The sequence below is a fragment of the Staphylococcus pasteuri genome (assembly GCF_030547725.1).
Taxonomy (GTDB): domain Bacteria; phylum Bacillota; class Bacilli; order Staphylococcales; family Staphylococcaceae; genus Staphylococcus; species Staphylococcus pasteuri.
The window spans coordinates 1-26,420 of record NZ_JAUOQO010000009.1; the positions used below are offsets into that span (position 1 = coordinate 1).

Consider the following 26,420-nt stretch of genomic DNA (forward strand, 5'->3'; position numbering starts at 1 on the left):
CGGCTGAAGGGATCGGTCTTGAAAACCGACAGGGCCTTAACGGGCCGCGGGGGTTCGAATCCCTCTTCCTCCGTTTTTATTATTTATTATTAACGCGGGATGGAGCAGTTCGGTAGCTCGTCGGGCTCATAACCCGAAGGTCGGTGGTTCAAATCCGCCTCCCGCAATACATAGTTTTAATAGGTCTCGTAGTGTAGCGGTTAACACGCCTGCCTGTCACGCAGGAGATCGCGGGTTCGATTCCCGTCGAGACCGCCATTATTATTATGGTTCAGTAGCTCAGTTGGTAGAGCAATGGATTGAAGCTCCATGTGTCGGCAGTTCGACTCTGTCCTGAACCATTTAACAAGCCGGCCTAGCTCAACTGGTAGAGCAACTGACTTGTAATCAGTAGGTTGGGGGTTCAAGTCCTCTGGCCGGCACCATCTCTTGGAGGGGTAGCGAAGTGGCTAAACGCGGCGGACTGTAAATCCGCTCCTTCGGGTTCGGCAGTTCGAATCTGCCCCCCTCCACCATATTTAAATAGGGGCATAGTTCAACGGTAGAATAGAGGTCTCCAAAACCTTTGGTGTGGGTTCGATTCCTACTGCCCCTGCCATGGCGGTTGTGGCGAAGTGGTTAACGCATCGGATTGTGGTTCCGACATTCGAGGGTTCGATTCCCTTCAACCGCCCTTATTATTAATGGGCTATAGCCAAGCGGTAAGGCAACGGACTTTGACTCCGTCACGCGCTGGTTCGAATCCAGCTAGCCCAGTTATTGGCGGCATAGCCAAGTGGTAAGGCAGAGGTCTGCAAAACCTTTATCACCGGTTCAAATCCGGTTGCCGCCTCCAGGTTTATATTAAGCGGGAGTAGTTCAACTCTTAGAACACGTTCCTTCCCGGAACGAGGTATAGGTGCAAATCCTATCTTCCGCTCCAAATTTTATATTAAGCGGGAGTAGTTCAACTCTCAGAACACGTTCCTTCCCGGAACGAGGTATAGGTGTAAGTCCTATCTTCCGCTCCAAATTTTATATTAAGCGGGAGTAGTTCAACTCTCAGAACACATTCCTTCCCGGAATGAGGTATAGGTGCAAGTCCTATCTTCCGCTCCAAATTTTATATTAAGCGGGAGTAGTTCAACTCTTAGAACACATTCCTTCCCGGAATGAGGTATAGGTGTAAGTCCTATCTTCCGCTCCAATTACTTCCAAGTGGGAAGTTTTTTCTTTATATTGAGCCGGCGTGGCGGAATTGGCAGACGCGCGGGACTCAAAATCCCGTTCCTTTTTGGAGTGTCGGTTCGATCCCGACCGCCGGTATTATATAAATACCTTATGTATTGTGAGTGAAAATGTTGTTCAACCAATGTTTTCACTCTTTTTTTATACTTTTAGATATTTTAAAGAATAGAGGAATAAATACTAATGATTTGAAGAATTTAAAACGTTTAAAAATATTGTCTTATCTTTGTTAAAAAGTGTGATTGTAGTAAAAAGAGTTTTATAATATGATAATTCTAACATTATTAATTGGAGGTCTATAATGAGTAATACTAGCTCGAAAATGGGTAGTAAAAGTTTTTTTAGTAATATTTTAAATGCAGTAGGGGCAGGAGTAGTCATTGCATTATTGCCAAATGCTTTACTTGGTGAATTGTTGAAATTTTTTAAAGATGGTAACGAGCTGCTTGAAAGTATTTTTAGACTTGTTACTGTAGTACAATCATTCATGGCTTTTATTGTTGGTGTACTTGCTGCGCATCAATTTAAATTTAATGGATCAGGAGCAGCGATAATAGGAGCTTCTGCTATGTTAGGGTCAGGGGCAATTGTTTTTGATGGTCAGACTATCATGTTAAAAGGTATTGGAGATATTATTAATATTATTTTAGTCGTGATTATAGCATGTTTTTTATATTTAATTCTTCAAGGTAAATTGGGATCTTTCGAAATGATTATTTTACCTGTTTTAATTCCGGTAGTCAGTGGAACAATAGGACTCATTACATTACCTTATGTTCAAATTATCACTCATACTATTGGTAAAGTTATTAATTCATTTACTGATTTGAATCCTTTAACTATGTCAATTTTAATAAGCGTAACTTTCTCTTTATTGATGGTAACACCTATTTCATTAGTAGCAATTGCCACTGCTATTAGTTTAACTGGTTTGGGAAGTGGTGCTGCTAATATGGGAATTGTAGCTGCATGCGTAACATTTTTATTTGGTTCATTAAGAATAAATTCTATTGGGGTTAATTTAGTATTATTAATTGGAGCAGCAAAAATGATGATTCCTGTTTATTTAAAACACTTAATTATTGCAGTACCATTGATAATTAACGGAATAGTGACTGGTATAACTGCGTATTTGATTGGAATTAAAGGGACGCCACTTTCAGCTGGATTTGGATATACAGGCTTAGTTGGACCTATTAATGCATTAAATCGTATGTCTGGTGACCAAATGACTAATATTATATTATTATTTGTTGGATACTTTATAGTTCCTTTCATAAGTGGATTTGTAGTCCATGAATTATGCAAAAAATTTATACACTCTTACAATGATGAAATATATAAATTTGAAATTCCAAAAGAATAAATTTGCTTAAAGTGTAGCCTAATGGCTATGCTTTTTTTATGTATTTAAAAATTAATATTGCATATTAATGTATAAATTTGTATAATAATGAATATTAAAAAGGAGGGATGCTTTAATGAAATATATTATTAAAGTATTTTTGGTATTTATAATCCTTGTAGGTTCATTATTGACAAATACTCAAAACAATACTCATGCTGAAGAAAACGACGAACATTGGAAAAAAATCAAAGAAAGTGGCGTATTGCGTGTTGGTCTATCAGCAGATTACGCACCAATGGAATTTGAAAAGAATATAAACGGTAAAACTGAATATGCTGGTGTTGATATTGAACTAGCCAAAAAGATAGCTAAAGATAATCATTTGAAATTAAAGATTATTAATATGCAATTTGATAGTTTACTAGGTGCATTAAAAACAGGAAAAATTGATATTATCATTTCAGGAATGACAACAACCCCTGAACGTGAAAAAGAAGTAAATTTTACAAAGCCTTATATGATGACTAATAATATTATGTTGGTTAAGAAAAAAGAAAAGAGTCATTTAAAAGATATTAACGATTTTAAAAATAAAAGAATTGCTGTCCAAAAGGGTACAGATCAAGAAAAAATAGCAAAAACAGAGATAGAAAATGCTGACGTGACTTCTTTAAATAAATTGCCTGAAACAATATTATCTGTCAAAAGCAATAAAGCAGATGGAGCTATTTTAGAAAAGCCGGTAGCAGAAGCATACATAAAACAAAATCCAGAACTTGCTTTTTCAGATGTGACATTTAATGAAGAAAAGAAACCCACTTGTATTGCGCTTCCTAAAAATTCTCCCATTTTATTAAAAAAGCTTAATCAAACTATCGATGAAGTCAATGATAAACATTTAATAGATCAATATATGACTCAAGCATCAAAAGATATGCAAGATGATGGTAATTTTTATACAAAATATAAAAGCTTTTTCATTAAAGGTATAAAAAATACGATTTTAATCTCAATTATTGGGGTAGTGTTAGGAGCTATTTTAGGAGCTTTTATTGCGCTTATGAAATTAAGCAAAATTAAACCTTTATCTTGGTTGGCATCAATTTACATTGAATTTTTAAGAGGAACACCACTATTAGTACAAGTTTTTATAGTATTTTTTGGTACTACCGCAGCACTTGGACTAGATATTTCTGCGTTAATTTGTGGAATCATTGCGTTAGTCATTAACGCTTCAGCATATATAGCAGAGATATTTCGTGCAGGTATTAATTCAATCGACAAAGGACAAACTGAAGCTGCTCGTAGTTTAGGCTTAAGTTACAATCAAACAATGAAATCGGTCATTATGCCTCAAGCAATTAAAAATATTCTACCTGCTCTTGGTAATGAATTTGTCACATTAATAAAAGAATCATCAATTGTATCTACAATTGGTGTAGGTGAAATAATGTTTAATGCTCAAGTTGTTCAAGGTATTTCATTTGATCCTTTCACACCATTATTAATAGCAGCAGGTATGTACTTTATTCTTACATTTACTTTATCACGAATCATGAATTTTATAGAGGAGAGAATGATGGCCAGTGATTAAAATTAAAAACTTAAATAAGAAATTTGGTAATAATGAAGTTTTAAAAGACATTAATTTAGAAATACAGCAAGGAGAAGTTGTAGCAATTATTGGACCCTCTGGTAGTGGGAAAAGTACATTACTGAGATGTATGAATTTACTAGAAATACCAACTAAAGGACAAGTTATTTTTGAAGGTAATGATTTAACGCATAAAGGTATACAATTAGACCAGTTACGCCAGAAAATAGGTATGGTATTCCAAAATTTTAATTTATTTCCACATAAAAAGGTTAAAGATAATATCATATTAGCTCCAAAACTTTTAAAAAAGAGAGAGTTAAATAAGTTGAATAATCAAGCTTTGGAATTACTTGAAAAAGTGGGTTTAAAAGAAAAAGCCGAAGTATATCCAAGTCAGTTGTCAGGCGGACAAAAACAAAGAGTTGCTATTGCACGTGCATTAGCAATGCAACCGGATGTTATGCTATTTGATGAACCTACCTCAGCCCTAGATCCAGAAGTTGTTGGTGATGTATTAAAAGTAATGAAAGATCTAGCTAAAGAAGGTATGACTATGGTTGTGGTTACACATGAAATGGGATTCGCTAAAGAGGTAAGTGATAAAGTAATATTTATGGCTGACGGAGTGGTAGTAGAATCTGGTAAACCCAACGAACTATTTGAACACCCACAAAATGAAAGAACTCAAAATTTCTTAGCAAGAGTTTTATAACTATATGAAAAATAATATATAATTTGTCAATAAACAAGTGAACATTTTGTGTGTTTGCTTGTTTTTTAAATCTGATACATACATCATTAATTACTGATATGTTAGAATAACAAGAGTATATTTTTATTGTGGGGGCAAAATTTTGGATGTAAAGCAGTTAAAACAAGATATCATTGATTATGCGCATACTATTGGTATCGACAGTATAGGTTTTACTACTGCCGATCCTTTTGACGAATTAAAACAAAAACTAGAAGACTATCATGCTAAGGGATATGCATCTGGTTTTGAAGAGTCTGACATTGCACTAAGGACTGAACCCAAATTAAGTTTACCAACTGCAAGATCCATTATTGCAATTGCTGTAGGCTATCCAAATAAACTTAAAGGTGCACCTAAAAGTGTTCGTGGTGATAGACGTGGTATGTTTGCAAGAGCTTCTTGGGGACAAGACTACCATACAATTATGAGAAAGCGACTCGATCAACTAAGTGAGTATATAAGATCAGTTGTTCCAGATGTTGAGATTCAATCTATGGTAGATACTGGTGTATTATCTGATAGAGCGGTTGCAGAACGAGCTGGTTTAGGATTTGTAGGACGAAATGGATTTGTAATTAATCCAGATTTAGGTACGTGGACTTATTTAGGAGAAATGCTTGTTAGTATTCCATTTGAACCTGATGATCCATTAATTGATAGTTGTGGTGACTGTACTATTTGTGTTGATAGATGTCCCACTGGAGCATTAGTAGGTAATGGTCAATTAAATAGTCAAAAATGTATTAGCTTCTTAACGCAAACAAAAGGGTATTTAGATGATCAATATAGATATAAAATAGGTAATCGCTTATATGGTTGTGACACATGCCAACAAGTTTGTCCAAAAAATAAAGGAATCAATACGCAACATGATGATATAGTTTTAGAACCAGAAATATTGAAACCTCGATTAATACCATTATTACAAATGAGTAATAAAGAATTTAAAGCAACATATGGGCATTTAGCAGGTGCTTGGAGAGGAAAAAAACCAATTCAACGTAATGCTATTTTAGCTTTAGCACATTTTAATGAAGAAAGTGCTATACCTGAGTTAAAAGAAGTAGCATTAAATGATCCAAGACCTATGATAAGAGGAACAGCATTTTGGGCAATTGGACAAATTGATGGTGAAAATGCGCGTGAATTTATTCAAACACATTATCATGATGAATTAGAAGAAGTCCAAGTTGAAATGAAGAAAGGCTTGGAAATGAGGAGAGAAAAATAAATGACAAATCACATTGTTTTATTTCAACCTGAAATACCTGCCAATACTGGCAATATTGCTAGAACGTGTGCAGGTACCAATACACATTTACATTTAATTAAACCTTTAGGGTTTAGTACTGACGATAAAATGTTAAAAAGAGCAGGATTAGATTATTGGGAACATGTTAATATTACATACCATGAAAATATAGAATCATTTTTTGATGAAACTGAAGGAGATTATTATTTACTTACTAAATTTGGTAAACAAACATATAGTGATTTTGATTTTTCAGATACAAGTCACGATCATTACTTTATTTTCGGAAGAGAAACAACTGGGTTACCGGATTGGGTTAAAGAAAAATATCAAGAAACAGCATTACGTATACCTATGAGTGATAAAATTAGATCATTAAATCTTTCTAACACGGCAGCATTACTTATTTATGAAGCTTTAAGACAACAATCTTTCCCTGATTTATCTTAAAAAATGATAGATTAAGTTCAAAGTAGATGAAGGATATTATATCAACATGTTATATTTATTGATGAGAAAATAATATTCAATAAACATAGGTTAGTTTAACCTAAATATAATAAGGGTATAAATGAATTAATATTAACCATACTATTCTATGTATAGCAAACTAAGAGGAGTGTATTTTAAAATGGCAATGAACTTTAAAGTATTCGAAGATAAACAAAGAGTAGCTGAATATACAGCAGACATTTTGAGAAAACAGTTTAACAACAATCCTATGACTATCGCTGGTGTTCACTTAACTAAAGACCATGCACCTGTATTAGATGAACTTAAAAAGAACGTTGAGTTACATGCAGTTGATTTTAGTCAAATTAACATTTTAGATTATGATGAAAATAAATCATACTATGAAGCTTTAGGCGTACCTCAAAGCCAAATTTATTCATTATCTTATAATCAAGATGCTAATGAATTTATTTCTGATAAAATTAAAACAAAAGAAAATAAAGGTAAATTAGTGTTACAAGTAGTTTCTATTGATGAGAATGGCAACCTTGATGTAAGCGTAAGACAAGGATTATTAGAAGCGCGTGAAATTTTCTTAGTTGTTACTGGTAGCAATAAACGCGAAGTAGTTGAAAAATTATATAATGAAAATGGTAAGTCTAATTATGAACCAGCAGATTTAAAAGCTCATCGCATGGTTAACGTTATTTTAGATAAAGAAGCAGCGGCTGGATTACCTGAAGATGTTAAAGAATACTTCACTGCTCGCTTTGCTTAATTACTAAGTGAAAAAGAGGTTCTATGTATGACACAAAATAAAGATTCTAAAACTAATTATCATGAAGAAGAAAATGCTATGGTAACTGATTTAGATGATTTAAAAGATTTAGGTAAAGAAATGGAACAAATTTCTGAGGAAAATGATGAAGATAAATTAAACCAATCACATGATTCAGATGTTCGTTCTGATTTAGAAGAATAATCATTAATCAAGCGCTTGTATTAGCATAGTCTACTACAAGCGCTTTTATTAATTGTATGATATTTTTACAATTTGTATTTCAAAAATGCATAAAATATCTACTTATATTATGATATGATATTGAATAGTCATATATATAAGGAGAACGTGTATGTTAGGAAAGTATTGGAAACATTTAATGATAGCTACGGTCATTATAAGTTTAATATCAATTAAAGCATTTCCATTAGCACTTGGCGCATTATATTTACCATTATTATTCAAAATCGTGCAATTGCAATTGAATCTTTCAAATGGCTTAATTGATGATGTCAATGCGCAAACTTTTATTAAGAGTAATCAATCTGGAATCATTATAAGTGTAATTTGTTGTTTAGCTATAACTGGAATTTTATACTACACATTAAATGATTTTTATAATGGTTTAACAGGCTTCTTGAGAATTTTAATTCAAATAAGTCCAGTTACAGTTATTTTAAGTGCGATATTGTATATTTTAACTGCAATTGCTACTGTTCAAGCAACAAAACAAAAATTTCAATAAAAAATAATAGAGTCTAGTTTCAACAGTTAAATAAAATTGTTGAAGCTAGATTTTTTTGTAAAATTTTATTATGTAAACGGTTTAGTTCTAAATTGATAAGGTAATTTAAATAGTGATATACTGGTATCAAACAATATAAATAAGGGGAGAATAAAATGTCAGTACGTATTGAACATGATACATTTGGAGAAATTGAAGTACCTGCAGATAAATATTGGGGTGCGCAAACAGAAAGAAGTAAACGTAATTTCCCAGTAGGTAAAGAAAAAATGCCTATTGAAGTAGTTTATGGTTTTGCACAATTAAAAAGAGGTGCTGCATTAGCTAATAATGAATTAGGTAAACTTAGTGATGCTAAAAAAGACGCAATCGTATATGCATGCGATAAAATTTTAAATGGTGAGTTGGACGAACACTTTCCATTAGTAGTATGGCAAACAGGAAGCGGTACTCAAAGTAATATGAACGTTAACGAAGTCGTAAGTTATGTAGCTAATGAATATTTAAAAGAACATAATAGCGATGAATCAATTCATCCTAATGACGATGTTAATAAATCACAAAGTTCTAATGATACATTTCCAACTGCAATGCATGTCGCTTTGTATCACGAAGTTGAAACTAAATTAGAACCTGCATTAAAAAATTTACGTCAAACATTCAAACAAAAAGAAGATGAATTTGAATCTATCATAAAAATCGGACGTACACATTTACAAGATGCTACACCAATTAAATTAGGCCAAGAAATTAGCGGTTGGAGATACATGTTAGATAAATGTGAAACATTACTAAGTGAATCTAAAAAACATATATTAAACTTAGCTATTGGTGGTACAGCAGTAGGTACAGGAATTAATGCACATCCAGAATTTGGAGATAAAGTTGCTAAATTTATTTCAAAAAATACTGGTTATGAATTCGTATCTTCTGAAAATAAATTCCATGCTTTAACAGCACACGATGAAGTTGTCCAATTACATGGAACACTTAAAGCATTAGCAGCAGATTTAATGAAAATAGCTAATGACGTTAGATGGTTAGCTTCAGGTCCAAGAGCTGGTTTAGCTGAAATTTCTATACCAGAAAACGAACCAGGTTCTTCAATTATGCCGGGTAAAGTTAATCCAACACAATGTGAAATGTTAACTATGGTAGCTGTTCAAGTCATGGGTAATGATACTGCAGTCGGAATTGCAAGTTCTCAAGGTAACTTTGAATTAAATGTATTTAAACCGGTTATTTTACACAATACTTTACAATCAATTTATTTACTTGCAGATGGTATGCAAACATTTAATGATAATTGTGCAGTTGGAATTGAACCTATAGAAGAAAACATCAATAATTATTTAAATCAATCATTAATGTTAGTTACTGCATTAAATCCTCATATCGGTTATGAAAAAGCAGCTCAAATTGCAAAAAAAGCACATAAAGAAGGATTAACGCTTAAAGAATCAGCAATTCAGTCAGGCCATGTAACTGAAGAACAATTTGAAGAATGGATTAAACCAGAAGATATGGTAGATCCACATTAGAGGTATAAAAATTTCAAAAAGCTAGGTTGAATTATATTAATAATCAACCTAGCTTTTATTTATGAGATATCGTCATCTAAACTAACTGAAATGAATTCCTTAGTAAAAGGATGTTGCAGCTCAATTTTGTAGCTGTGTAATTCCAATTGTCTTAAAGTTGAATCACCATATAATGGATCACCAATAACAGGATGTCCAATTTCAGCCAAATGAACACGAATTTGATGAGTTCGACCAGTATCTAATTTAATTTCTAATTCACAAACATTTTCTTTAATCATATTTGATGAAAGTATATGAGTAATAGCACGTTGTCCAGTATTAGAAATACGTTTCTTATTTGGATGGAATTTGTCTTTACCGATTGGTTTATCGATAGTTTGTGGTTTAACTGGTAATAACGCTTTAACATGCGCTTTATAAATTCGTGTGATTTGATTTTCTTCAAGCATTCTATCTAGTATTTTCTTCATTATAGGATTTTTAGCTACAATTAATAAACCAACCGTTTCTTGGTCCAATCTATGAATAGGTTCAACATATTCGCTGTCAATCGTATATATAACATGATTCATTAATGTATTACTTTCTTTTAAGTCATTAGGATGTGTTTTGACACCTTTAGGTTTTAGGACGATTGCAAAATCATCATTTTCATAAAAAACTTGTGCATAACGATAACTAGGTAAATAATTACTTTTCTCATCAGGCGTAGGTATAAATATATGATCACCTGTATGTATTTTATTAGATAATTGGCTAGCTTTGTCATTAATGGTGATTTCTTTAGACATATTTAATAAATGTAAGTCCTTCTTAGGTAACTTCAAATCTTGGAAAATCTCTCTCAATGTATATTGATCATAATTTTCAGGTATTGTAAATTTCATAAAATCCTCCTATAGTTACTATTTATCATATCACAAAATATATGACAGCAATATAAAATTAATTGAAATCACAGTCCTTTAACTAATTGATAATTTAAAGAGTTTGGTGATATGTTTGTTTATATAATCTTAAACGCTATAATAGAATAGATATATATAAATTAAAATCGGAGGTAACTATGGAAAAACCAACACGTTTAGCACTCCTTAAAGAAATTGCTGAATTTTTAAATGAAGAAACAGAAGTGTATAGTATGATGCAAGGAGCAATTCAATATTTAATTGAGGGCAGCGATTTTACAACGGGTTGGATTTTCTTTATTGATGAAGCAGGTAATCACGAATTAGTATCGAGCGTAAATTTACCTGGGGCATTATCAAATAATCAATGTCACTATATGACAAACGGTTCATGTTGGTGTGTGAGATCTTATCATAATGGAAAATTAACAAAAGCATCTAATATTATTAATTGTTCTAGAATTAATTTAGCGAATCGTGCACACCATGAAGAAACAGATGGTATCACACATCACGCGACTGTACCACTAAGATCTGGGGAAGAACAATTTGGTTTATTAAACGTTGCGACACCACATAAAGTCCATTACAACGAAGAAGATTTAGCATTACTAGAATCTGTTGCTTTTCAAATAGGCTCAGCAATAAAACGAATTATGCTTACTGATAGAGAGAAAGAAAATGCTCGAATAAATGAAAGAAATAGATTAGCTCGAGATTTACATGATTCGGTAAATCAAATGTTATTTTCATTAAAATTAACTGCCCATGCAGCTTATGAGATATCAAATGAAGAAATATCTAAAAAAGCGTTTAAAACGATTGAAGAAACGAGTCAAAATGCCGTAAATGAAATGCGTGCCCTCATATGGCAATTAAAACCGGTCGGATTAGAACAAGGTATGTTACAAGCTTTGAATCAATATAGTAATGTACTACAACTTAATTTAACTGTACATGTGGACGGATTAGTAGATGTATCTAATCTAGTAGAGGAAAATGTATATCGCATGGTACAGGAATGCTTAAATAATGTAAGAAAACATGCTAATACTAAAGATGTCGAATTAATATTAAAACAAACTAAAGAAACGCTTATTGTAATTGTTCAAGATGAAGGCAAAGGCTTTGATAATAATCATCAATCCAAAGACAATTCAAATGGTCTTAAGCATCTTCAACAACGAACTGATTTATTAAAAGGACAATTACAAATAGAATCAAAAATAAATAAAGGTACGCGTATTAAAATTGAAATACCTTTGAACTAAGTTTTTAAGGGAGTATAACTATGCATAAAATTATATTAGTTGATGATCATCATATTGTGAGACAAGGTTTAGAATTTTTATTATCTACTGTAGATGATATTGAAGTAATTCAAGGATTTGCTGAAGGAAAATCATTTATACATTATTTAGAGAAAAATGAATTACCAGATATCGTTTTACTAGATTTAGTAATGCCTGATATGAATGGTATTGAAATTACAGAATATTTAAAGAAACATTATCCCAATATTAAAATTTTAGTGTTAACAAGCTATGTAGATGATGAACACGTGATATCAGCATTAGAAAAAGGTGCGGATGGTTATGAAATGAAGGATGTAGAACCTCAGAAACTTATTGAAACAATTCATAAAGTGCTTGACGGAGAAAAAATCATTCATCCCAATGCTAAACGTGTCATCGATACTATGAGTACAAAACCACATTTTACTAATAAGTTATCTAAGAGGGAAACTGAAGTATTAAAAGAAATGGTCAAAGGAAAAACAAATAAAGAAATCGCGAATACATTGTTTGTATCAGAAAAGACTATAAAAACCCATGTTAGTCACATATTTAGTAAATTACAAGTGAGCGATCGTACACAAGCAGCAATATATGCTATGGAAAATAAATTGATTTAATAAATGTAGTTTTAACCACTAAAAATCAAGCTCAATTTTTAATGTAAAAATAACTTTCTAACTATCAATAATGTTAAAAGTTTAATTATTTTGATAATTTTGCCTTTAACAAAAATACCGATAAAACAAAATTGACTCTTTTATTTTCTTTAAAAATATATTAAGATGTAATTTGTGTTTCAAGAAATGTGTATAATTGCAATTTCTTGTGTCCGGATATAAATTCTTTTCAAGAAAGGTAGATAATAGAATGGATAGACAGAGTTTTACAGATTTAATTCAAACAAAATTTAAAATGGTTCGTATAGAAGCAGGATATACACAAGATACAATGGCTCAAACAATTGGACTATCAAAGAAAACATTAGTTCAAATAGAAAAAGAACGCGTATTACCTAATTGGACAACATGTGTTTCTATTTGTGCTTTGTTTAGAGATTCTGATGTATTGAATAGTACATTTGGTTGTGATCCTTTAGAAATCGTACAAACTATTTCTAGAAACCACTGTGCTTACCCAAATCACTCAACTACTAGTGATATTTATTGGAATACAATCGAAACTAGAAGCGGTTATATTCTACAAAGTAATAAAGTAAGCAATATTTATCGTGTGTTAAATCCTGAAAAACAACCTATTTTTGGTACTTCAAAAATGAGAGAAGCAGAAACTTATTTCAATAGAAATGCTAAAGAAGAGTTAGTTCATATTTAATTTCTGTAAAAGTGACAGTAGAATCTTAAAACGATTTAATCACTTTTAAATAGTTAGAAGATGTTTTAGTTATTCGTTATACATATTAGCCTAGGTCATCTATTATGAAGACTTAGGCTTTTATTTATATAACCTGTAAGTTTTTAATAATTTTAATTATCTCTAATTAAATCAGTAACATGCTATAATGAATCATGATTTTTAAAAAGAAGGGAGTCTTTGTCATGCATGCTTTATTTATCATCTTATTTATGATGGTAGTCGGTGCTATTATTGGTGGTATAACTAATGTGATTGCAATAAAAATGTTGTTTCATCCATTTAATCCGTATTATATTTTTAAAATGCGTATTCCATTCACACCTGGTTTAATTCCAAAAAGAAGAGATGAAATTGCTAATAAAATTGGACAAGTCATAGAAGAACATTTACTCACTGAGGAGCTTATCAGACAAAAGTTGAATGATGGACAAGCTAAAGATGCGATAAATGAAATGATTATGAATCAATTAACTCAATTGAAGTCTGATGATATGACTATTTATAATATTGCTAATAAATTTGATTTTAATATAGATGATGTCATCGATCATCAAATGCCAGCCAAAGTAGAAAAGATACTGAATCAATATTATGAATCCAATCAGCAAAAAGCTATCAAAGATATCGTGCCCCAAGAATTAATTAATCTTGTTGATGAGAGGTTAGATGAAGTAGGGGATTTAATTTGTGACCGTGCACGTGTTTATTTATCATCACCTAAAGGAACTCGTGATATAAATGAAATGTTAGATACTTTCTTTAATGAAAAAGGTAAGATAATAGGCTTATTACAAATGTTCATGACACGAGAAAGCATTGCTGATCGTATTCAACAAGAATTAATTCGTTTGACAAGACATCCAAAAGCTAAAAGCATTATTGAGCAAGTTATAAAAAATGAAGTTGAAACATTCAAAAATAAACGATTAGGTGAGTTAGTAGCAAATCATCAATTTAAACAAATGGCAACAACAACCTCTACATTAATCATCACACATTTCAATTTGCATGATAAAGCAAGACAACCAATAAAAGACTTGGCACCTCAATTCATTAAATATTTAGAAAATGAATTATCAGGTAAACTCACTATGATAATTATCGATCAGTTATCAAGTAATTTATCAACTATCATGCGTAAAATTAATTTAAGACAGCTTATAGAAGATCAGATTAATACGTTTGATTTAGACTATATTGAAAAAATTATTATAGATATAGCTAATAAAGAGTTAAAATTAATTATGTCTTTAGGATTTATACTTGGAGGAATAATAGGTATTTTCCAAGGAATAGTCGCAATCTTTGTCTAACTAAATAATATGTGTTACATTATTGAAGAGTGTTAAAACACAAATTAACTCAAAGGAGTGCAATTAACAATGGCAGTAAATTTATATGATTATGCAAACCAATTAGAACAAGCATTAAGAGATAGTGATGAATACAAAGCTATCAAAGATGCTTACGCTAAAGTAAAAGATAATGAAGAATCAAAAAAATTATTTGATGAATTCCGTGAAACTCAAATGAGCTTCCAACAAAAACAAATGCAAGGTGAAGAAATTCCTGAGGAAGACTTACAAAAAGCTCAAGAACAAGCTCAAGCAATCGAAAAAGATGAAAACATTTCAGCTTTAATGCAAGCTGAGCAAAAAATGAGTCAAGTATTCCAAGAAATCAATCAAATCATCGTTAAACCATTAGATGAAATTTACGCTGACTAATTAATCGCGTAATGATTTATACTAGCTACAGTACTGAGATAAGGTACTGTAGCTTATTTTTATGTAATTTACTAATAACATGGTTCTGCATCGACTGTAGCGTTTCACATATGGTAAAATGAGTAGATATAAAGGAAAATTATAAATAGTTATAACTTAATAATTAAAAAGATAATTCGTTTTTATAACTTTAACTACATTTTTTAATTAATGCAGTTATAAAGTGTCTTAAATAAGGAGAATAAAGCTTATGGTCAAATTTATACATTGTGCGGATTTACATTTAGACAGTCCTTTTAAATCTAAAAGCCATTTAAGTCCTAAAATTTTTGAGGATGTACAAAAAAGCGCGTATGAAAGTTTCCAACAAATTGTTGACTTAGCACTACAAGAAGAAGTGGACTTTATTATTATTGCTGGAGATTTATTTGATAAAGAAAATCGTACATTACGAGCAGAAGTATTTTTAAAAGAACAATTTGAACGTTTACAAAAAGAACAAATTTTTGTCTATATTTGTCATGGTAATCATGATCCATTATCTACTAAAATTTCATCAAATTGGCCTAAAAATGTTTCGGTATTCTCAAATCAAGTAGAAACATATCAAGCAATTACTAAAGATGGAGAAACAATCTTTATCCATGGTTTTAGTTACCAAAATGAGGCAAGCTATGAAAATAAAATTGATAGTTTCCCATCAAGTCAAGGTCAGCAAGGAATACATATAGGTGTACTTCATGGAACTTATAGTAAATCATCAGTTAAAGATAGATATACTGAATTTAGATTAGAAGATTTAAATAATAAACTATATCACTATTGGGCGTTAGGTCATATTCATGAACGCCAACAGTTAAGTGATATGCCTGTAATTAATTATCCTGGTAATATTCAAGGAAGACATTTTAATGAAAAAGGTGAAAAAGGTTGTCTACTTATACAAGGGGACAATTTAAAACTAAAAACTAAATTTTATCCGACACAATATATCAAATTTGAAGAAGCTACAATTGAAACGACACAAACTACAAAGCAAGGGTTATATGAAGCAATACAATCTTTTAAAGATAAAGTACGCGATGAAGGTAAAGCATTCTATAGATTAAATGTTGTTATCAAGAGTGAAACGATGTTATCCCCTCAAGATGTATTACAAGTTGAAGAAATGATTTCAGACTATGAAGAACATGAAAAAGACTTTGTCTTTATTGAAGATTTGAACATCCAATATGCAACAAATGATGAACCTCCATTAGTCAAAGAGTTTTCAAAAGACCTATTAGATGACAGTTCTGTTTTTGATAAAGCTATGTCTGATTTATATTTAAATCCACGAGCATCTAAATATTTAGATGACTATACTTCATTTGATAAAACTGAATTAGTTAATCATGCTGAAGATTTATTAAAAGCAGACATGAGAGGTGAACATAATGATAATTAAATCACTTGAAATATATGGATATGGACAATTTGTTCAACGTACAATTGAGTTTAATCAGTCATTTACTGAAATTTTTGGTGATAATGAAACTGGGAAATCTACAATTCAAGCATTTATACATTCAATTTTATTCGGTTTTCCTACTAAAAAGTCTAAAGAACCTCGTTTAGAGCCTAGGTTAGGTAATCAATATGGCGGTAAACTGAAGCTTCAGTTAGATGATAATAGTATCGTTGAAGTTGAACGTATTAAAGGAAGCGCCCAAGGTGACGTTAAAGTTTATCTAGAAGATGGTACAGTTAGAGATGAAGAATGGCTTCAAAAGAAATTGAATTATATTTCTAAGAAAACGTATCAAGGTATCTTCTCTTTTGACGTTTTAGGCTTACAAGATATTCATCGCAATTTAGATGAAAAACAACTACAAGATTATTTGTTAGAAGCGGGTGCGTTAGGCTCAACTGAATTTACAAGTATGAGAGATACAATCAGCTTAAAAAAAGACGAATTGTATAAAAAATCTGGTAAAAATCCAATTATCAATCAACAAGTCGAACAATTGAAACAATTAGAAGCACAAATACGTGAAGAAGAAGCAAAGTTAGATACTTATCATAGATTAGTAGATGAAAAAGATAAGTCATCTCGAAGACTTGATAATCTAAAACAAAACTTAAATCAACTCTCTAAAATGCATGAAGCTAAGCAGAAAGAAGTAGCTTTACATGATCAAACTCAAGAATGGAAACAACTTGAACAAGCACTTAATATAGAACCATTACATTTTCCTGAAAAAGGTATCGATCGTTATGAAACTGCTAAAGCTCATAAACAATCCTTAGTAAGAGATATTGATTTAAGAGAACAACAATTATCACAAATTGAACAAGAAAATCAATCACTTCAACCGGTAAAACAATCTGATATTGATGCGTTTAATAGTTTATATCAACAAGAAAATGAGATTAAACAAAAAGAGTATGAATTAAGATCTATTGAAAAAGAAATTTCTGATAAACAACGTGATAAAGAAAGTATGCAGTCAAATATTGGGTGGAATGAAACGCATCACCAAGTAGATAGTTCCGAAGCTATGAAGAGTCACATTAGTGACCAAGTGAAGGATAAGCAAGAACAAGTTGCATATATTCAACAATTAGAAAGAAGTCTTGAAGATAATAAAATAGATCAGAGTGCGAATACTAATGAACTTGAACAATTAGAAAGTCAACTTGTTCCCGAAGAAACATTCGAGAAGAAAAAAGAACATAAACAACAAATTGTTGAATTAAACGAAAAAGAAAACTTATATGAAAAATTAAAAGAGACATTTGAACTCGAACAAGAAAGAAAAAATAAACGCCAGAATATATTACGATGGGCATTTATTTTATTAGCTATTGTAGGTGCAGCGTTAACTGTCTTTGCATTTATTTCTCAAAATATGTTGTTTGGTATTATTTTTGCAATCTTAACAGTAGTATTTATCGTAGGTATTTTCTTAGTGAAATCTAAAGAAGTTGATTATAGCGAAACAATTACTCAAGAAATTGATGATTTAGAAAATCAATTACAAGAATTGGAAAAAGATTATAATTTAGACTTCGATTTAGATGAACAATTTCGTATTCGTGACCATTGGCAACACGCTTTGAAAAATAAAGACGTTTTAGCTGAGAAGTCAAGCTATATAGAAAGTTCATTATCTAAAGCACAACAACGTTTAGAAGAAATCAATAATAGTATTGAAGTAGCTAAACAAGAGTTACATTTATCACCTAAAATATCAGATAATCTTATTGTTGAAAGTATTAGCACAATGAGTCAAATTAAGTCAAATGACCAATATTTAGATGATCTTAATAGCAAACGACATCAACTAGTAAATGATATAGAAGCTTTCTACAATCATGCTGAAGCAGTAACTCAATCTCAATTTACTTATTTCAATAAGATGTCATTCTTCCATGATGTCAAACAATGGTTAAAAAATGCAGAAGAAAATAATGAGAAATGGTATAAAAATAGTGAACAGAGCAAATTACTTAAAAATGAATTAACTCAATTACGTTCACATTTAGATGAAAGTAATAATACGATTAAAGAATTATTTAATCATATAAATGTTTCAAATGAAGAAGCTTTTTATCAACATCATGAAAATTACCAAACTTATACAAATCAAATGACACGTTTTAACGATTTAACTAAATATCTAGAAAATCAAAATTATTCTTATGAATCTAGTTCACAACTAAGTGAAAAAACTAGTGCACAATTAAACGAAGAAAATCAACTATTAGCGCAACAAGTAGATCAATATAATGAACAATATCTCGATATGCAAGCTGAAGTTAGTGATTTAAATGCGCAAATTAATAATATGGAAACAGATACGACACTAACTAATTTACGTCATGAATATCATAGCTTGAAAAATAGAATGAATGATATTGCTAAAGATTGGGCAAGTTTAAGCTACTTACAAAGTTTAGTAGAAGAGCATATTAAACAAATTAAAGATAAACGTTTGCCACAAGTCATCAATGAAGCGATTATTATTTTCAAAAATCTTACTAATCATGCTTATACAAATATTTATTACTCAGAAGAGGCAATTCAAGTGAAACATGAAAATGGCCAAATTTTCCAACCTGTAGAACTAAGTCAATCTACAAAAGAATTATTATATGTTGCACTTAGAATAAGTTTAATCAAAGTTTTAAAACCATATTATCCATTCCCAATTATAGTGGACGATGCATTTGTACATTTTGATAAAGCACGTAAAGAAAGAATGTTGAACTATTTAAGAGAATTATCTCAAGATTATCAAGTCTTATACTTTACATGTACAAATGATAATATCATTCCAAATAAAGAAATGATTACTTTAAATAAATTTGAGAAAGGCGGGAAATAATGAGAAATGTAGAAAAATTAAATCCCGGTGATTCGGTTAATCACTTCTTTTTAATTCATAGAGCAACGCAAGGTGTAACAGCTCAAGGTAAAGATTATATGACACTGTTCTTGCAAGATAAGAGTGGGGACATTGAAGCTAAATTATGGACTGCGACTAAAGAAGACATGCAAACATTAAAACCTGAAGAAATAGTGCATGTTAAAGGTGATGTTATTAATTATCGTGGTCGTAAACAAATGAAAGTAAATCAAATAAGACTAGCCACGCCTGAAGAAAATATGAATACACAAGATTTTGTTGATGGCGCACCAATGACACCAGCAGAAATTCAAGAAGCTCTTTCTCATTATATGCTTGATATTGAGAATGCCAGTTTACAACGCATAACAAGACATTTAATTAAAAAATATCAAGAAAGCTTCTTTACGTATCCGGCAGCAAGTTCCCATCATCATAATTTTGCTAGTGGTTTAAGTTATCATGTATTAACGATGTTACGTGTTGCTAAATCGATATGCGATATTTATCCATTATTAAATAGAAGTCTTTTATATAGTGCTATTATTTTACATGATTTAGGAAAAGTAAAAGAGCTTAGTGGACCAGTAGCAACTACTTATACTGTAGAAGGAAACTTATTAGGCCATATTTCTATTGCAAGTGATGAAGTAGCTGAAGCAGCTAAAGAGCTTGGTATTGATGGAGAAGAGGTAATGTTGCTTAGACATATGATTCTTGCTCATCATGGTAAATTAGAATTTGGATCACCTAAAATGCCTCATTTGAAAGAGGCTGAGATTTTATTTTTCATAGATAATATTGATGCTAAAATGAATATGTTTGAAAAAGCATTTAAGAAAACTGAAAAAGGTCAATTTACAGAACGAATTTTTGGACTTGAAAATAGACAATTTTACAATCCAACACAATTAGATTAGAAGTTCAGAAAAGGTGATATAGCTCAATGAAGAGCTACATCACCTTTTTAAATTATAAATATTTGTTATTCAAAAGTAATTTAAACTAAACAGACAATCTTTATATTTAAAATGTATTTTATGATGATATAATAATCATGTCGCCTATCTCTCAGGCGTCACTTCGACGATGAGAGGGGGTGTTCATTCCATGTCTGAAATCTTTGTTCATATTATGACTACTGTTATCAGTGGTTGTATTGTTACGTTGTTTGCACATTGGCTACGGCATCGTAACGATAAGTAAATAGGCGACAATTGTAGTCACACTAAAAAATCCCCTCACTACCGCAAATAGTGAGGGGATTGGTGTTTCCATACTGAAATCTTTGTTGATTACATTATAACATGCGTTTGTACTATTGCAAAATGTTACATTTAAAAAAGATTTTAGTGAAGATATATCTTAAGAACCAGTCATTCCAGTTGCACCTTGTTGTGAACTAGCGCCACCTTGAGAAGACTGTTGTTGCTGTTGTTTTATTTTGTCTGGATCTAAAATAGTATCATCAACTGCTTTTTTAATATCTCTATCTTTATAGTCTACATTATATTCGTCTAATATATCTTTATAAGCATCAGTTAATAATTTAGGATTTTTTTGAATTTTTTGTTCTAAAATTTTAGATTTAAGGTTAGATTTTTCAGAGTTAAAGTCTGTTTCTTTATCTGCTTTAATAATATGATAACCGTAGTCTGTTTTAACTACTTTAGATACTTCGCCTTCTTTAAGTTTGAATAGTGCTTTATCGAAGCTATCCATCATTTGGCCCTTAGTTACATAACCAAGAGAACCATCTTTTTTGGCACTTGATTTATCCATAGATTCTTTTTTAGCGATTTCTCCAAATTTACTTGGATCTTTAGATACTTCTTTTTGAATTTCTTCAGCTTTTTGTTTTGCTTTTTTATCTGATAAACCTTCTTTGTCACTATCTTTAGATTTTACTTTAATCAAGATATGAGAGGCTATTTTAGTATTGTCTTTGATTTCTTTATCTGACACTTTAACTTTATCGTTCAATAGTTCTTTTTGATAAGCTGATAAACGTTTTTGTTCTTTATAATCATCCATAGACATTCCTTGTTGTTTTAAGACACTTTCAAATTGATCTTTACCGCCATATTGTTTTTCTTCTTTTTTAATATCTTTTTCGATATCTTTAGTATCCACTTTGTCTTTATATTTATCTGCAAGAATTTTATCTAATACAATACTAAAGGATTTACTAGCGATTTGGTCTTTACCAATTTTCTTCATCACATCTTCTACTTTAACATCGCCAGCTTTTGATGAAATAAGAGTATTTTCTTTAGAATCAGTTGCATCAGATCCACATGCGCCTAATAAAAGGGCACTTGCAGTTACAGGTATCATAATTTTATTAAATGCTTTCATAAGTTGTTAACTCCTTTATGTATATAATCAAGTAAAATATAACATATAAAATGAGGCGTACCAATTCATAACCCTCTCTTTAGGACTATAGTACTAGTTTTATTAAAAAAAATATGAATAATTTTGTTATATAAAATAAAAATTGGACCATATGAGAGGGTCCAATTTTAATATAAAGATCATTATACTGTTGTAACAAATTTCTCTTTTTTTAATATGTGGATACCAGATCGGTGTTCCTCAATATAATTTCCATAATTAGAGAAAATAAGTATCTTTAAATACATTAAATCTAAAATAGAAAAACCAAAGTTAAGTGTCAATAAAAACATAAAATAATGTCCATATTGCGGGAACTTCACACACAAAGCGATGAACAACATTGATATTAAAATGAAAGGTAAAATCAAATTAATACAAAAATAAATTTTATGAATAGGTGTATTAACGTAAGTATTAAAATATGGAATCCATTTTCTTCGCGTTAATTTATGTACTCTAAAAGATTTATAATAAGGAATAAAAAATAACAGATGTACACTTTTATGTAGTGGATACATAAAGAATGTAATTGCTAAAACAATAAGAAAATGTTTGTCAGATAATGGTGTATCACTAAAGAAATACATGATTTCATAACTAACTAAAAACATTATAATAGTACCAACAATACTCATGAAGGCAATTCTAGGTATGCCAAAACGTTCATGAATATCAATTTGTCTTGTACATAAAAACATGAGTCATGCCTCACTTCTTAATCAATATATGATTCGTATTATCTATTGAAATTTGTATGAAGTCAATATCTATTTGCAGATTAGATTAAATGAACATTCTTAATTTAATACTTATGTTCAAAAGTTATTAATAAAATAAAAACCCCTATCCAAATAATTATTCTTGAATAGGGGGAAACATTATAGTACAAAAAATTATTTCTCTTTAGAAAATGTATTACTAATTTCTTCGCCACGATTTTGTAAATTTTCAATATGAGATTGTAATTTTTCGATATTAGGGTTGATATCAGATTTGAAGTTACCAATTAAAGTTTTGATTTCGTCACCAATTGAACTACCAAATTCAGTACCTTCATTTTTAATTTGTGAACTATAATTTAAAATATCGTTAAATGATTGTTTCATAGTTTCAAGTTCACGTTGTAACTCAGATTGAGCGCCAGTAGGTTGGCTACCATCAATAGTATTGTTCTTAACGCTTTGGTCATCACGATTTCTTAAAGATACTGCGAAACCTGCGGCAACACCTACGCCAATACCAAATAATACGCGTGTTACTTTCATTATAATTCTCCTCACTTTTATATCTCGGATAATAGTATTATTCATCTTATACCCATTTTAATACAGATTATGCATGATTATTCGAAATGGGCTTGAATTTGAGCAGCAATTTCTTTTTTAGCATCATCATTTAATTCATCTTCGTGTGTTTCCCATTTATAACCGAAACCATCAATATCATTTTCATATCTTGGAATTAAATGAAAATGTAAGTGGAATACAGATTGATCAGCAAACTCACCATTATTTTGAATAATATTAAGACCATCAGGATTAAATGCTTTTTTAATTGCATTCGCTACTTTAGGTAGCGCAACGCCGATATGTTTCATTGTTTCTTCATCTGTTTCAAAAATATTTGCAGAAGCTTTTTTAGGAATTAATAATGTGTGTCCTTTTGTAACTTGAGAAATATCTAAAAATGCATAGACATAGTCATTTTCATATATTTTAAAGCTTGGTATTTCACCAGTAATAATTTTACTGAAAATTGTTTCAGACATTTTGATAACACTCCTCTTCGTTTCATCTTAAAATACATTATAGCATTACTTAGGAAAAAACGTCATTCTTCATAGCTAATTTTAGGAGTAAAACATAATTTTTGGTACAATAGTTTTCGTGGAGGTGCCTTATGACAGTAAAAGTAGAACATCTAACAGGTGGTTATGGAAAACGACCAGTTATTAAAGATATCAATTTTGAATTAAATAAAGGTGAGATAGTTGGATTGATAGGTTTAAATGGTGCTGGGAAGAGTACTACAATTAAACATATGTTAGGATTATTAACGCCTTCATCAGGGTCACTATCAATTTCAGAAACAAATATAAATGACGATATAGAAGAATATCGTAGAAAACTTTCATATATTCCTGAATCACCAGTAATATATGAAGAATTGACTTTACAAGAACATATAGAAATGACTGCGATGGCTTATGGTCTTACACATGAAGTAGCAATGGAAAGGGCAAAGCCTTTATTAAAAGTATTTAGACTTGAAGATGAATTAAAAGTTTTTCCAAGTCATTTTTCAAAGGGTATGAAACAAAAAGTCATGATTATATGTGCATTTATTGTGAATCCTGAATTATACATTATCGATGAACCATTTCTAGGATTGGATCCATTAGGTATACAATCAATGCTCGATTTAATGGTAGAAAAGAAAAATGAAGGACGTACAGTTCTTATGAGTACACATATTTTAGCCACTGCAGAGCGTTATTGTGATCGATTTATTATCTTAGATAAAGGTGAAGTTGTGGCATTTGGTAATTTAGAAGAGTTAAGAGAACAAACAGGATTGAAAGAACACACACTAGATGATATTTATATTCACGTCACTCAAGGTGGAAATGCCAATGATTAATGAGGCAACTACATTGTTCAGGAAACGTCAGAAAGCGATTCGGAAGGAAAAGAATTATTATAATAAATTCATTTTCAATGGTCACTTTACAGTATTTTTATTAATATTATTTGGTGCTTTTATAATGGGGTATGGTGAATGGTTGAAGCATATACCTCAACATATTGATTATGCTTTGATTACAAGTATTATTATCGCCTTGTTATCATTATTTCCATTAAGAACATTATTAAAAGAAGCAGACCAAATTTTTCTATTACCTTTTGAAAAATATATGAAACGATACATGATATTAAGTATTAATTATAGTTATTTCACTAGAATAATGATGTTATTACTTATTCTAATTGTTCCGTTCCCATTATTTTATCAATTAAGTGAAAGTAATATTCAATATTATATTGCATTTGCATTAGTTGCCTTAATAACACCATATCTAGTATTGCATTTAAGATGGTGTTTATATCAATTAGGTGTATCTACTTGGATAGTTAATGTGAGTTTTTTCATTATTTTAAGCCTTAATTTTTATATAATATTAGGCTTACATTCTTATCTAGGGATATTAATTACGATTGCAATGGCAGTGTTAATTGTTGTACTAAAAGGTAAGGTAGTTAAACAATTATACCCGTGGGAAAGAATGATTGCGATTGAGCAAAGACATCATACTAATTATTATAAATTCGTGAATATGTTTACAGATGTTAAACATTTAAGAGAGACTGCAGTACGTCGTAGTTATTTAGATTTTATTTTACCAGTACCAAAAGGCAAAAAATTTAATGCCAATCAAATGTACTTATATTTATTTATGAGAAGTTTTGTAAGAGGGAGAGATGCTTTTAGCATTATAATAAGATTAATGTTAATCGCAGTTGTATTAATCATATGGCTTTCTCATCCTATTGTAGGTATTTTAATAGGAAGTTTATTTATGTATATCACGCTATTGCAAATGTCACAGTTTTATACACAACAAGCTTATGGTCTCTGGCCTCAAGTTTGGCCAGCACCAGATACTATTGTAATTAAAGGATACGAAAAATTTCTTTATAGACTTATGATCGTGATGGGTGTGGTATTCACAATAGCATTTTCAATTATGAATCCTACATTATTCTTTTTCTCAATTGTATTTTTCTTAGTAGGCTATTTGACTATTAGAAGTACAATTAAAAAACTAAAATATCAAGAAACGTTATTACGAGATTAAAAAAGTTGTCCTATTTGCGAAATTGAATTACTTCGCTATAGGACAACCTTTTTTATTATTGATGATCTACAGGATATAAGTAACGTTCGAAATAACTTGAATGTTGACCACTATATCCAAAGAATTGATTTAAAGCAGTTTTAGAAAAGTGCTCCTGGAATAAATCTGATGATTTGAAATCTTCATAAGCACTTCTATTTGCAAAACCAAAATATAATTTATAAGTATTACCTTCTAATGGTCTCAATAATCGATAACTTTTGAAACCACCAAAGTTATCAAATGGAGCACCAAAATGAAGAAGTTGTTTTTCTAATTGATTTTTATGATCTTCAGATGAAGGTATGAAGAGCGCAGAATAGAAATGTTCTTCATTAAATTCACCCACGCTATATAAAACTTCATAAGCACTTGGATGCTTCAGTACAGATTTGCCTTCAGTTTCTTCTAAAATAACAGATGTATCTGAAGCAGAATATTGAAATAGATTATGATCTGGATTATTAATTTGAATTTGATTTAAAAAACCATAAGTACCATACGATGTATATAAATTCATGATCCTTACCTCCCTTGTTTTAATTAATTATACGATTATAAATTTCTATTTTCTACCTTCAAAGTCTTAATTTTGAAATAAATGTATAAAAATGGATTGATTTTTTACAAATTAAACTAAAATTAATTGCTATTAATTTATATCATTACTATTAAATGTTTAATTATAATACTAATACACTTTAACAAAACGAAAAATTATGAGAT

General features: G+C 30.4%; 26 protein-coding genes and 14 tRNA genes. 34 read left to right on the forward strand and 6 right to left on the reverse strand.

The window, feature by feature from the left end:
* Positions 1–93 precede the first annotated feature (93 nt).
* The 23 genes from Q4528_RS10170 to fumC all read left to right on the forward strand — a co-directional run bounded on the left by Q4528_RS10170 (position 94) and on the right by fumC (position 9,698).
* A tRNA-Met gene (locus Q4528_RS10170) sits at positions 94–167 on the forward strand.
* Between the two features lie 15 nt (positions 168–182).
* Positions 183–258: transfer RNA gene (locus Q4528_RS10175), tRNA-Asp, on the forward strand.
* Between the two features lie 10 nt (positions 259–268).
* A tRNA-Phe gene (locus tag Q4528_RS10180) sits at positions 269–341 on the forward strand.
* Between the two features lie 8 nt (positions 342–349).
* Positions 350–425 (forward strand) — tRNA-Thr (locus Q4528_RS10185).
* A gap of 6 nt (positions 426–431) precedes the next feature.
* Positions 432–515, forward strand: a tRNA-Tyr gene (locus tag Q4528_RS10190).
* 9 nt (positions 516–524) lie between these two features.
* Positions 525–598, forward strand: a tRNA-Trp gene (locus Q4528_RS10195).
* Positions 599–600: 2 nt separating this feature from the next.
* Positions 601–673: transfer RNA gene (locus Q4528_RS10200), tRNA-His, on the forward strand.
* Positions 674–684: 11 nt separating this feature from the next.
* Positions 685–756 (forward strand) — tRNA-Gln (locus Q4528_RS10205).
* Positions 757–761: 5 nt separating this feature from the next.
* Positions 762–835 (forward strand) — tRNA-Cys (locus tag Q4528_RS10210).
* 12 nt (positions 836–847) lie between these two features.
* Positions 848–922, forward strand: a tRNA-Gly gene (locus tag Q4528_RS10215).
* Between the two features lie 13 nt (positions 923–935).
* Positions 936–1,010 (forward strand) — tRNA-Gly (locus Q4528_RS10220).
* 13 nt (positions 1,011–1,023) lie between these two features.
* Positions 1,024–1,098, forward strand: a tRNA-Gly gene (locus Q4528_RS10225).
* A gap of 13 nt (positions 1,099–1,111) precedes the next feature.
* Positions 1,112–1,186 (forward strand) — tRNA-Gly (locus Q4528_RS10230).
* Between the two features lie 36 nt (positions 1,187–1,222).
* A tRNA-Leu gene (locus Q4528_RS10235) sits at positions 1,223–1,305 on the forward strand.
* A gap of 223 nt (positions 1,306–1,528) precedes the next feature.
* Positions 1,529–2,593 carry a PTS sugar transporter subunit IIC gene (locus Q4528_RS10240; RefSeq protein WP_017638024.1) on the forward strand — a complete coding sequence of 355 codons (1,065 nt, stop codon included), beginning with the start codon at positions 1,529–1,531 and terminating at the stop codon, positions 2,591–2,593.
* 115 nt (positions 2,594–2,708) lie between these two features.
* Complete coding sequence (locus Q4528_RS10245) at positions 2,709–4,169, forward strand: ABC transporter substrate-binding protein/permease (RefSeq protein ID WP_046466854.1); 1,461 nt, start codon at positions 2,709–2,711, stop codon at positions 4,167–4,169.
* Positions 4,162–4,884 (forward strand): amino acid ABC transporter ATP-binding protein, encoded by a 723-nt coding sequence (locus Q4528_RS10250; protein ID WP_046466853.1) that lies wholly within the window; start codon positions 4,162–4,164, stop codon positions 4,882–4,884. Before Q4528_RS10245 ends, Q4528_RS10250 begins: the two co-directional genes overlap by 8 nt.
* A gap of 142 nt (positions 4,885–5,026) precedes the next feature.
* Complete coding sequence (gene queG / locus Q4528_RS10255; RefSeq protein WP_046466852.1) at positions 5,027–6,157, forward strand: tRNA epoxyqueuosine(34) reductase QueG; 1,131 nt, start codon at positions 5,027–5,029, stop codon at positions 6,155–6,157.
* The gene (trmL, locus tag Q4528_RS10260) at positions 6,158–6,628 is read left to right on the forward strand and encodes a tRNA (uridine(34)/cytosine(34)/5-carboxymethylaminomethyluridine(34)-2'-O)-methyltransferase TrmL (protein WP_017638028.1); all 471 of its coding nucleotides are present in this window, start codon (positions 6,158–6,160) and stop codon (positions 6,626–6,628) included.
* A 181-nt stretch (positions 6,629–6,809) separates the two neighbouring features.
* On the forward strand, positions 6,810–7,409 hold the full coding sequence (locus tag Q4528_RS10265) for a 6-phosphogluconolactonase (RefSeq protein ID WP_017638029.1): 600 nt from the start codon (positions 6,810–6,812) through the stop codon (positions 7,407–7,409).
* A gap of 27 nt (positions 7,410–7,436) precedes the next feature.
* Positions 7,437–7,613 carry an SAS053 family DNA gyrase inhibitor gene (locus Q4528_RS10270; RefSeq protein WP_017638030.1) on the forward strand — a complete coding sequence of 59 codons (177 nt, stop codon included), beginning with the start codon at positions 7,437–7,439 and terminating at the stop codon, positions 7,611–7,613.
* A 151-nt stretch (positions 7,614–7,764) separates the two neighbouring features.
* Positions 7,765–8,157: a hypothetical protein gene (locus tag Q4528_RS10275; protein ID WP_017638031.1), complete on the forward strand. Its 393-nt coding sequence runs from the start codon at positions 7,765–7,767 to the stop codon at positions 8,155–8,157.
* 155 nt (positions 8,158–8,312) lie between these two features.
* Positions 8,313–9,698: a class II fumarate hydratase gene (gene fumC, locus Q4528_RS10280; protein ID WP_046466851.1), complete on the forward strand. Its 1,386-nt coding sequence runs from the start codon at positions 8,313–8,315 to the stop codon at positions 9,696–9,698.
* A gap of 59 nt (positions 9,699–9,757) precedes the next feature.
* On the opposite strand, the gene Q4528_RS10285 is transcribed toward fumC, so the two are convergent.
* On the reverse strand, positions 9,758–10,588 hold the full coding sequence (locus tag Q4528_RS10285; RefSeq protein WP_029056289.1) for an RluA family pseudouridine synthase: 831 nt from the start codon (positions 10,586–10,588) through the stop codon (positions 9,758–9,760).
* A 179-nt stretch (positions 10,589–10,767) separates the two neighbouring features.
* On the opposite strand from Q4528_RS10285, the gene Q4528_RS10290 reads away from it, so the two are divergent.
* The 9 genes from Q4528_RS10290 (at position 10,768) to Q4528_RS10330 (ending at position 20,605) form a co-directional block, all read left to right on the forward strand.
* On the forward strand, positions 10,768–11,880 hold the full coding sequence (locus Q4528_RS10290; protein WP_029056288.1) for a GAF domain-containing sensor histidine kinase: 1,113 nt from the start codon (positions 10,768–10,770) through the stop codon (positions 11,878–11,880).
* Between the two features lie 20 nt (positions 11,881–11,900).
* Positions 11,901–12,524, forward strand: coding sequence for a response regulator (locus Q4528_RS10295; RefSeq protein WP_029056287.1), 624 nt, complete (start codon positions 11,901–11,903; stop codon positions 12,522–12,524).
* Positions 12,525–12,774: 250 nt separating this feature from the next.
* Positions 12,775–13,239, forward strand: a complete 465-nt coding sequence (gene xdrA, locus Q4528_RS10300) for an XRE family transcriptional regulator XdrA (protein ID WP_002452105.1) — start codon at positions 12,775–12,777, stop codon at positions 13,237–13,239.
* A gap of 224 nt (positions 13,240–13,463) precedes the next feature.
* Positions 13,464–14,594 carry a DUF445 domain-containing protein gene (locus Q4528_RS10305; RefSeq protein WP_029056286.1) on the forward strand — a complete coding sequence of 377 codons (1,131 nt, stop codon included), beginning with the start codon at positions 13,464–13,466 and terminating at the stop codon, positions 14,592–14,594.
* A 69-nt stretch (positions 14,595–14,663) separates the two neighbouring features.
* On the forward strand, positions 14,664–15,008 hold the full coding sequence (locus Q4528_RS10310) for a YlbF/YmcA family competence regulator (protein WP_017638037.1): 345 nt from the start codon (positions 14,664–14,666) through the stop codon (positions 15,006–15,008).
* 250 nt (positions 15,009–15,258) lie between these two features.
* Positions 15,259–16,455: a metallophosphoesterase family protein gene (locus Q4528_RS10315; protein WP_017638038.1), complete on the forward strand. Its 1,197-nt coding sequence runs from the start codon at positions 15,259–15,261 to the stop codon at positions 16,453–16,455.
* A complete protein-coding gene (locus Q4528_RS10320) occupies positions 16,445–19,378 on the forward strand; it encodes an ATP-binding protein (RefSeq protein ID WP_096807774.1) in 2,934 nt (977 codons plus the stop codon). Before Q4528_RS10315 ends, Q4528_RS10320 begins: the two co-directional genes overlap by 11 nt.
* Positions 19,378–20,319 carry a 3'-5' exoribonuclease YhaM gene (yhaM, locus tag Q4528_RS10325; protein ID WP_017638040.1) on the forward strand — a complete coding sequence of 314 codons (942 nt, stop codon included), beginning with the start codon at positions 19,378–19,380 and terminating at the stop codon, positions 20,317–20,319. Before Q4528_RS10320 ends, yhaM begins: the two co-directional genes overlap by 1 nt.
* A 190-nt stretch (positions 20,320–20,509) precedes the next feature.
* Positions 20,510–20,605, forward strand: coding sequence for a type I toxin-antitoxin system Fst family toxin (locus tag Q4528_RS10330; protein WP_107999723.1), 96 nt, complete (start codon positions 20,510–20,512; stop codon positions 20,603–20,605).
* A gap of 159 nt (positions 20,606–20,764) precedes the next feature.
* Here Q4528_RS10330 and prsA read toward each other — a convergent pair whose 3' ends face one another.
* The 4 genes from prsA to Q4528_RS10350 all read right to left on the reverse strand — a co-directional run bounded on the left by prsA (position 20,765) and on the right by Q4528_RS10350 (position 23,567).
* On the reverse strand, positions 20,765–21,757 hold the full coding sequence (prsA, locus tag Q4528_RS10335; RefSeq protein ID WP_303521469.1) for a peptidylprolyl isomerase PrsA: 993 nt from the start codon (positions 21,755–21,757) through the stop codon (positions 20,765–20,767).
* Between the two features lie 182 nt (positions 21,758–21,939).
* The gene (locus Q4528_RS10340) at positions 21,940–22,497 is read right to left on the reverse strand and encodes a DUF3267 domain-containing protein (RefSeq protein WP_303521471.1); all 558 of its coding nucleotides are present in this window, start codon (positions 22,495–22,497) and stop codon (positions 21,940–21,942) included.
* A 195-nt stretch (positions 22,498–22,692) separates the two neighbouring features.
* The gene (locus tag Q4528_RS10345; protein ID WP_017638293.1) at positions 22,693–23,064 is read right to left on the reverse strand and encodes a YtxH domain-containing protein; all 372 of its coding nucleotides are present in this window, start codon (positions 23,062–23,064) and stop codon (positions 22,693–22,695) included.
* A gap of 77 nt (positions 23,065–23,141) precedes the next feature.
* The gene (locus tag Q4528_RS10350; RefSeq protein WP_017638294.1) at positions 23,142–23,567 is read right to left on the reverse strand and encodes an HIT family protein; all 426 of its coding nucleotides are present in this window, start codon (positions 23,565–23,567) and stop codon (positions 23,142–23,144) included.
* Between the two features lie 131 nt (positions 23,568–23,698).
* On the opposite strand from Q4528_RS10350, the gene ecsA reads away from it, so the two are divergent.
* Together ecsA and ecsB are read left to right on the forward strand one after the other, a co-directional pair.
* Complete coding sequence (ecsA, locus tag Q4528_RS10355) at positions 23,699–24,439, forward strand: ABC transporter ATP-binding protein EcsA (RefSeq protein WP_017638295.1); 741 nt, start codon at positions 23,699–23,701, stop codon at positions 24,437–24,439.
* Entirely contained in the window at positions 24,432–25,655 is a 1,224-nt protein-coding gene (gene ecsB, locus Q4528_RS10360) for an ABC transporter permease EcsB (RefSeq protein WP_096807776.1), read from the forward strand. Before ecsA ends, ecsB begins: the two co-directional genes overlap by 8 nt.
* 55 nt (positions 25,656–25,710) lie before the next feature.
* Here ecsB and traP read toward each other — a convergent pair whose 3' ends face one another.
* On the reverse strand, positions 25,711–26,214 hold the full coding sequence (gene traP, locus Q4528_RS10365) for a signal transduction protein TRAP (RefSeq protein WP_017638297.1): 504 nt from the start codon (positions 26,212–26,214) through the stop codon (positions 25,711–25,713).
* Positions 26,215–26,420: the final 206 nt, after the last annotated feature.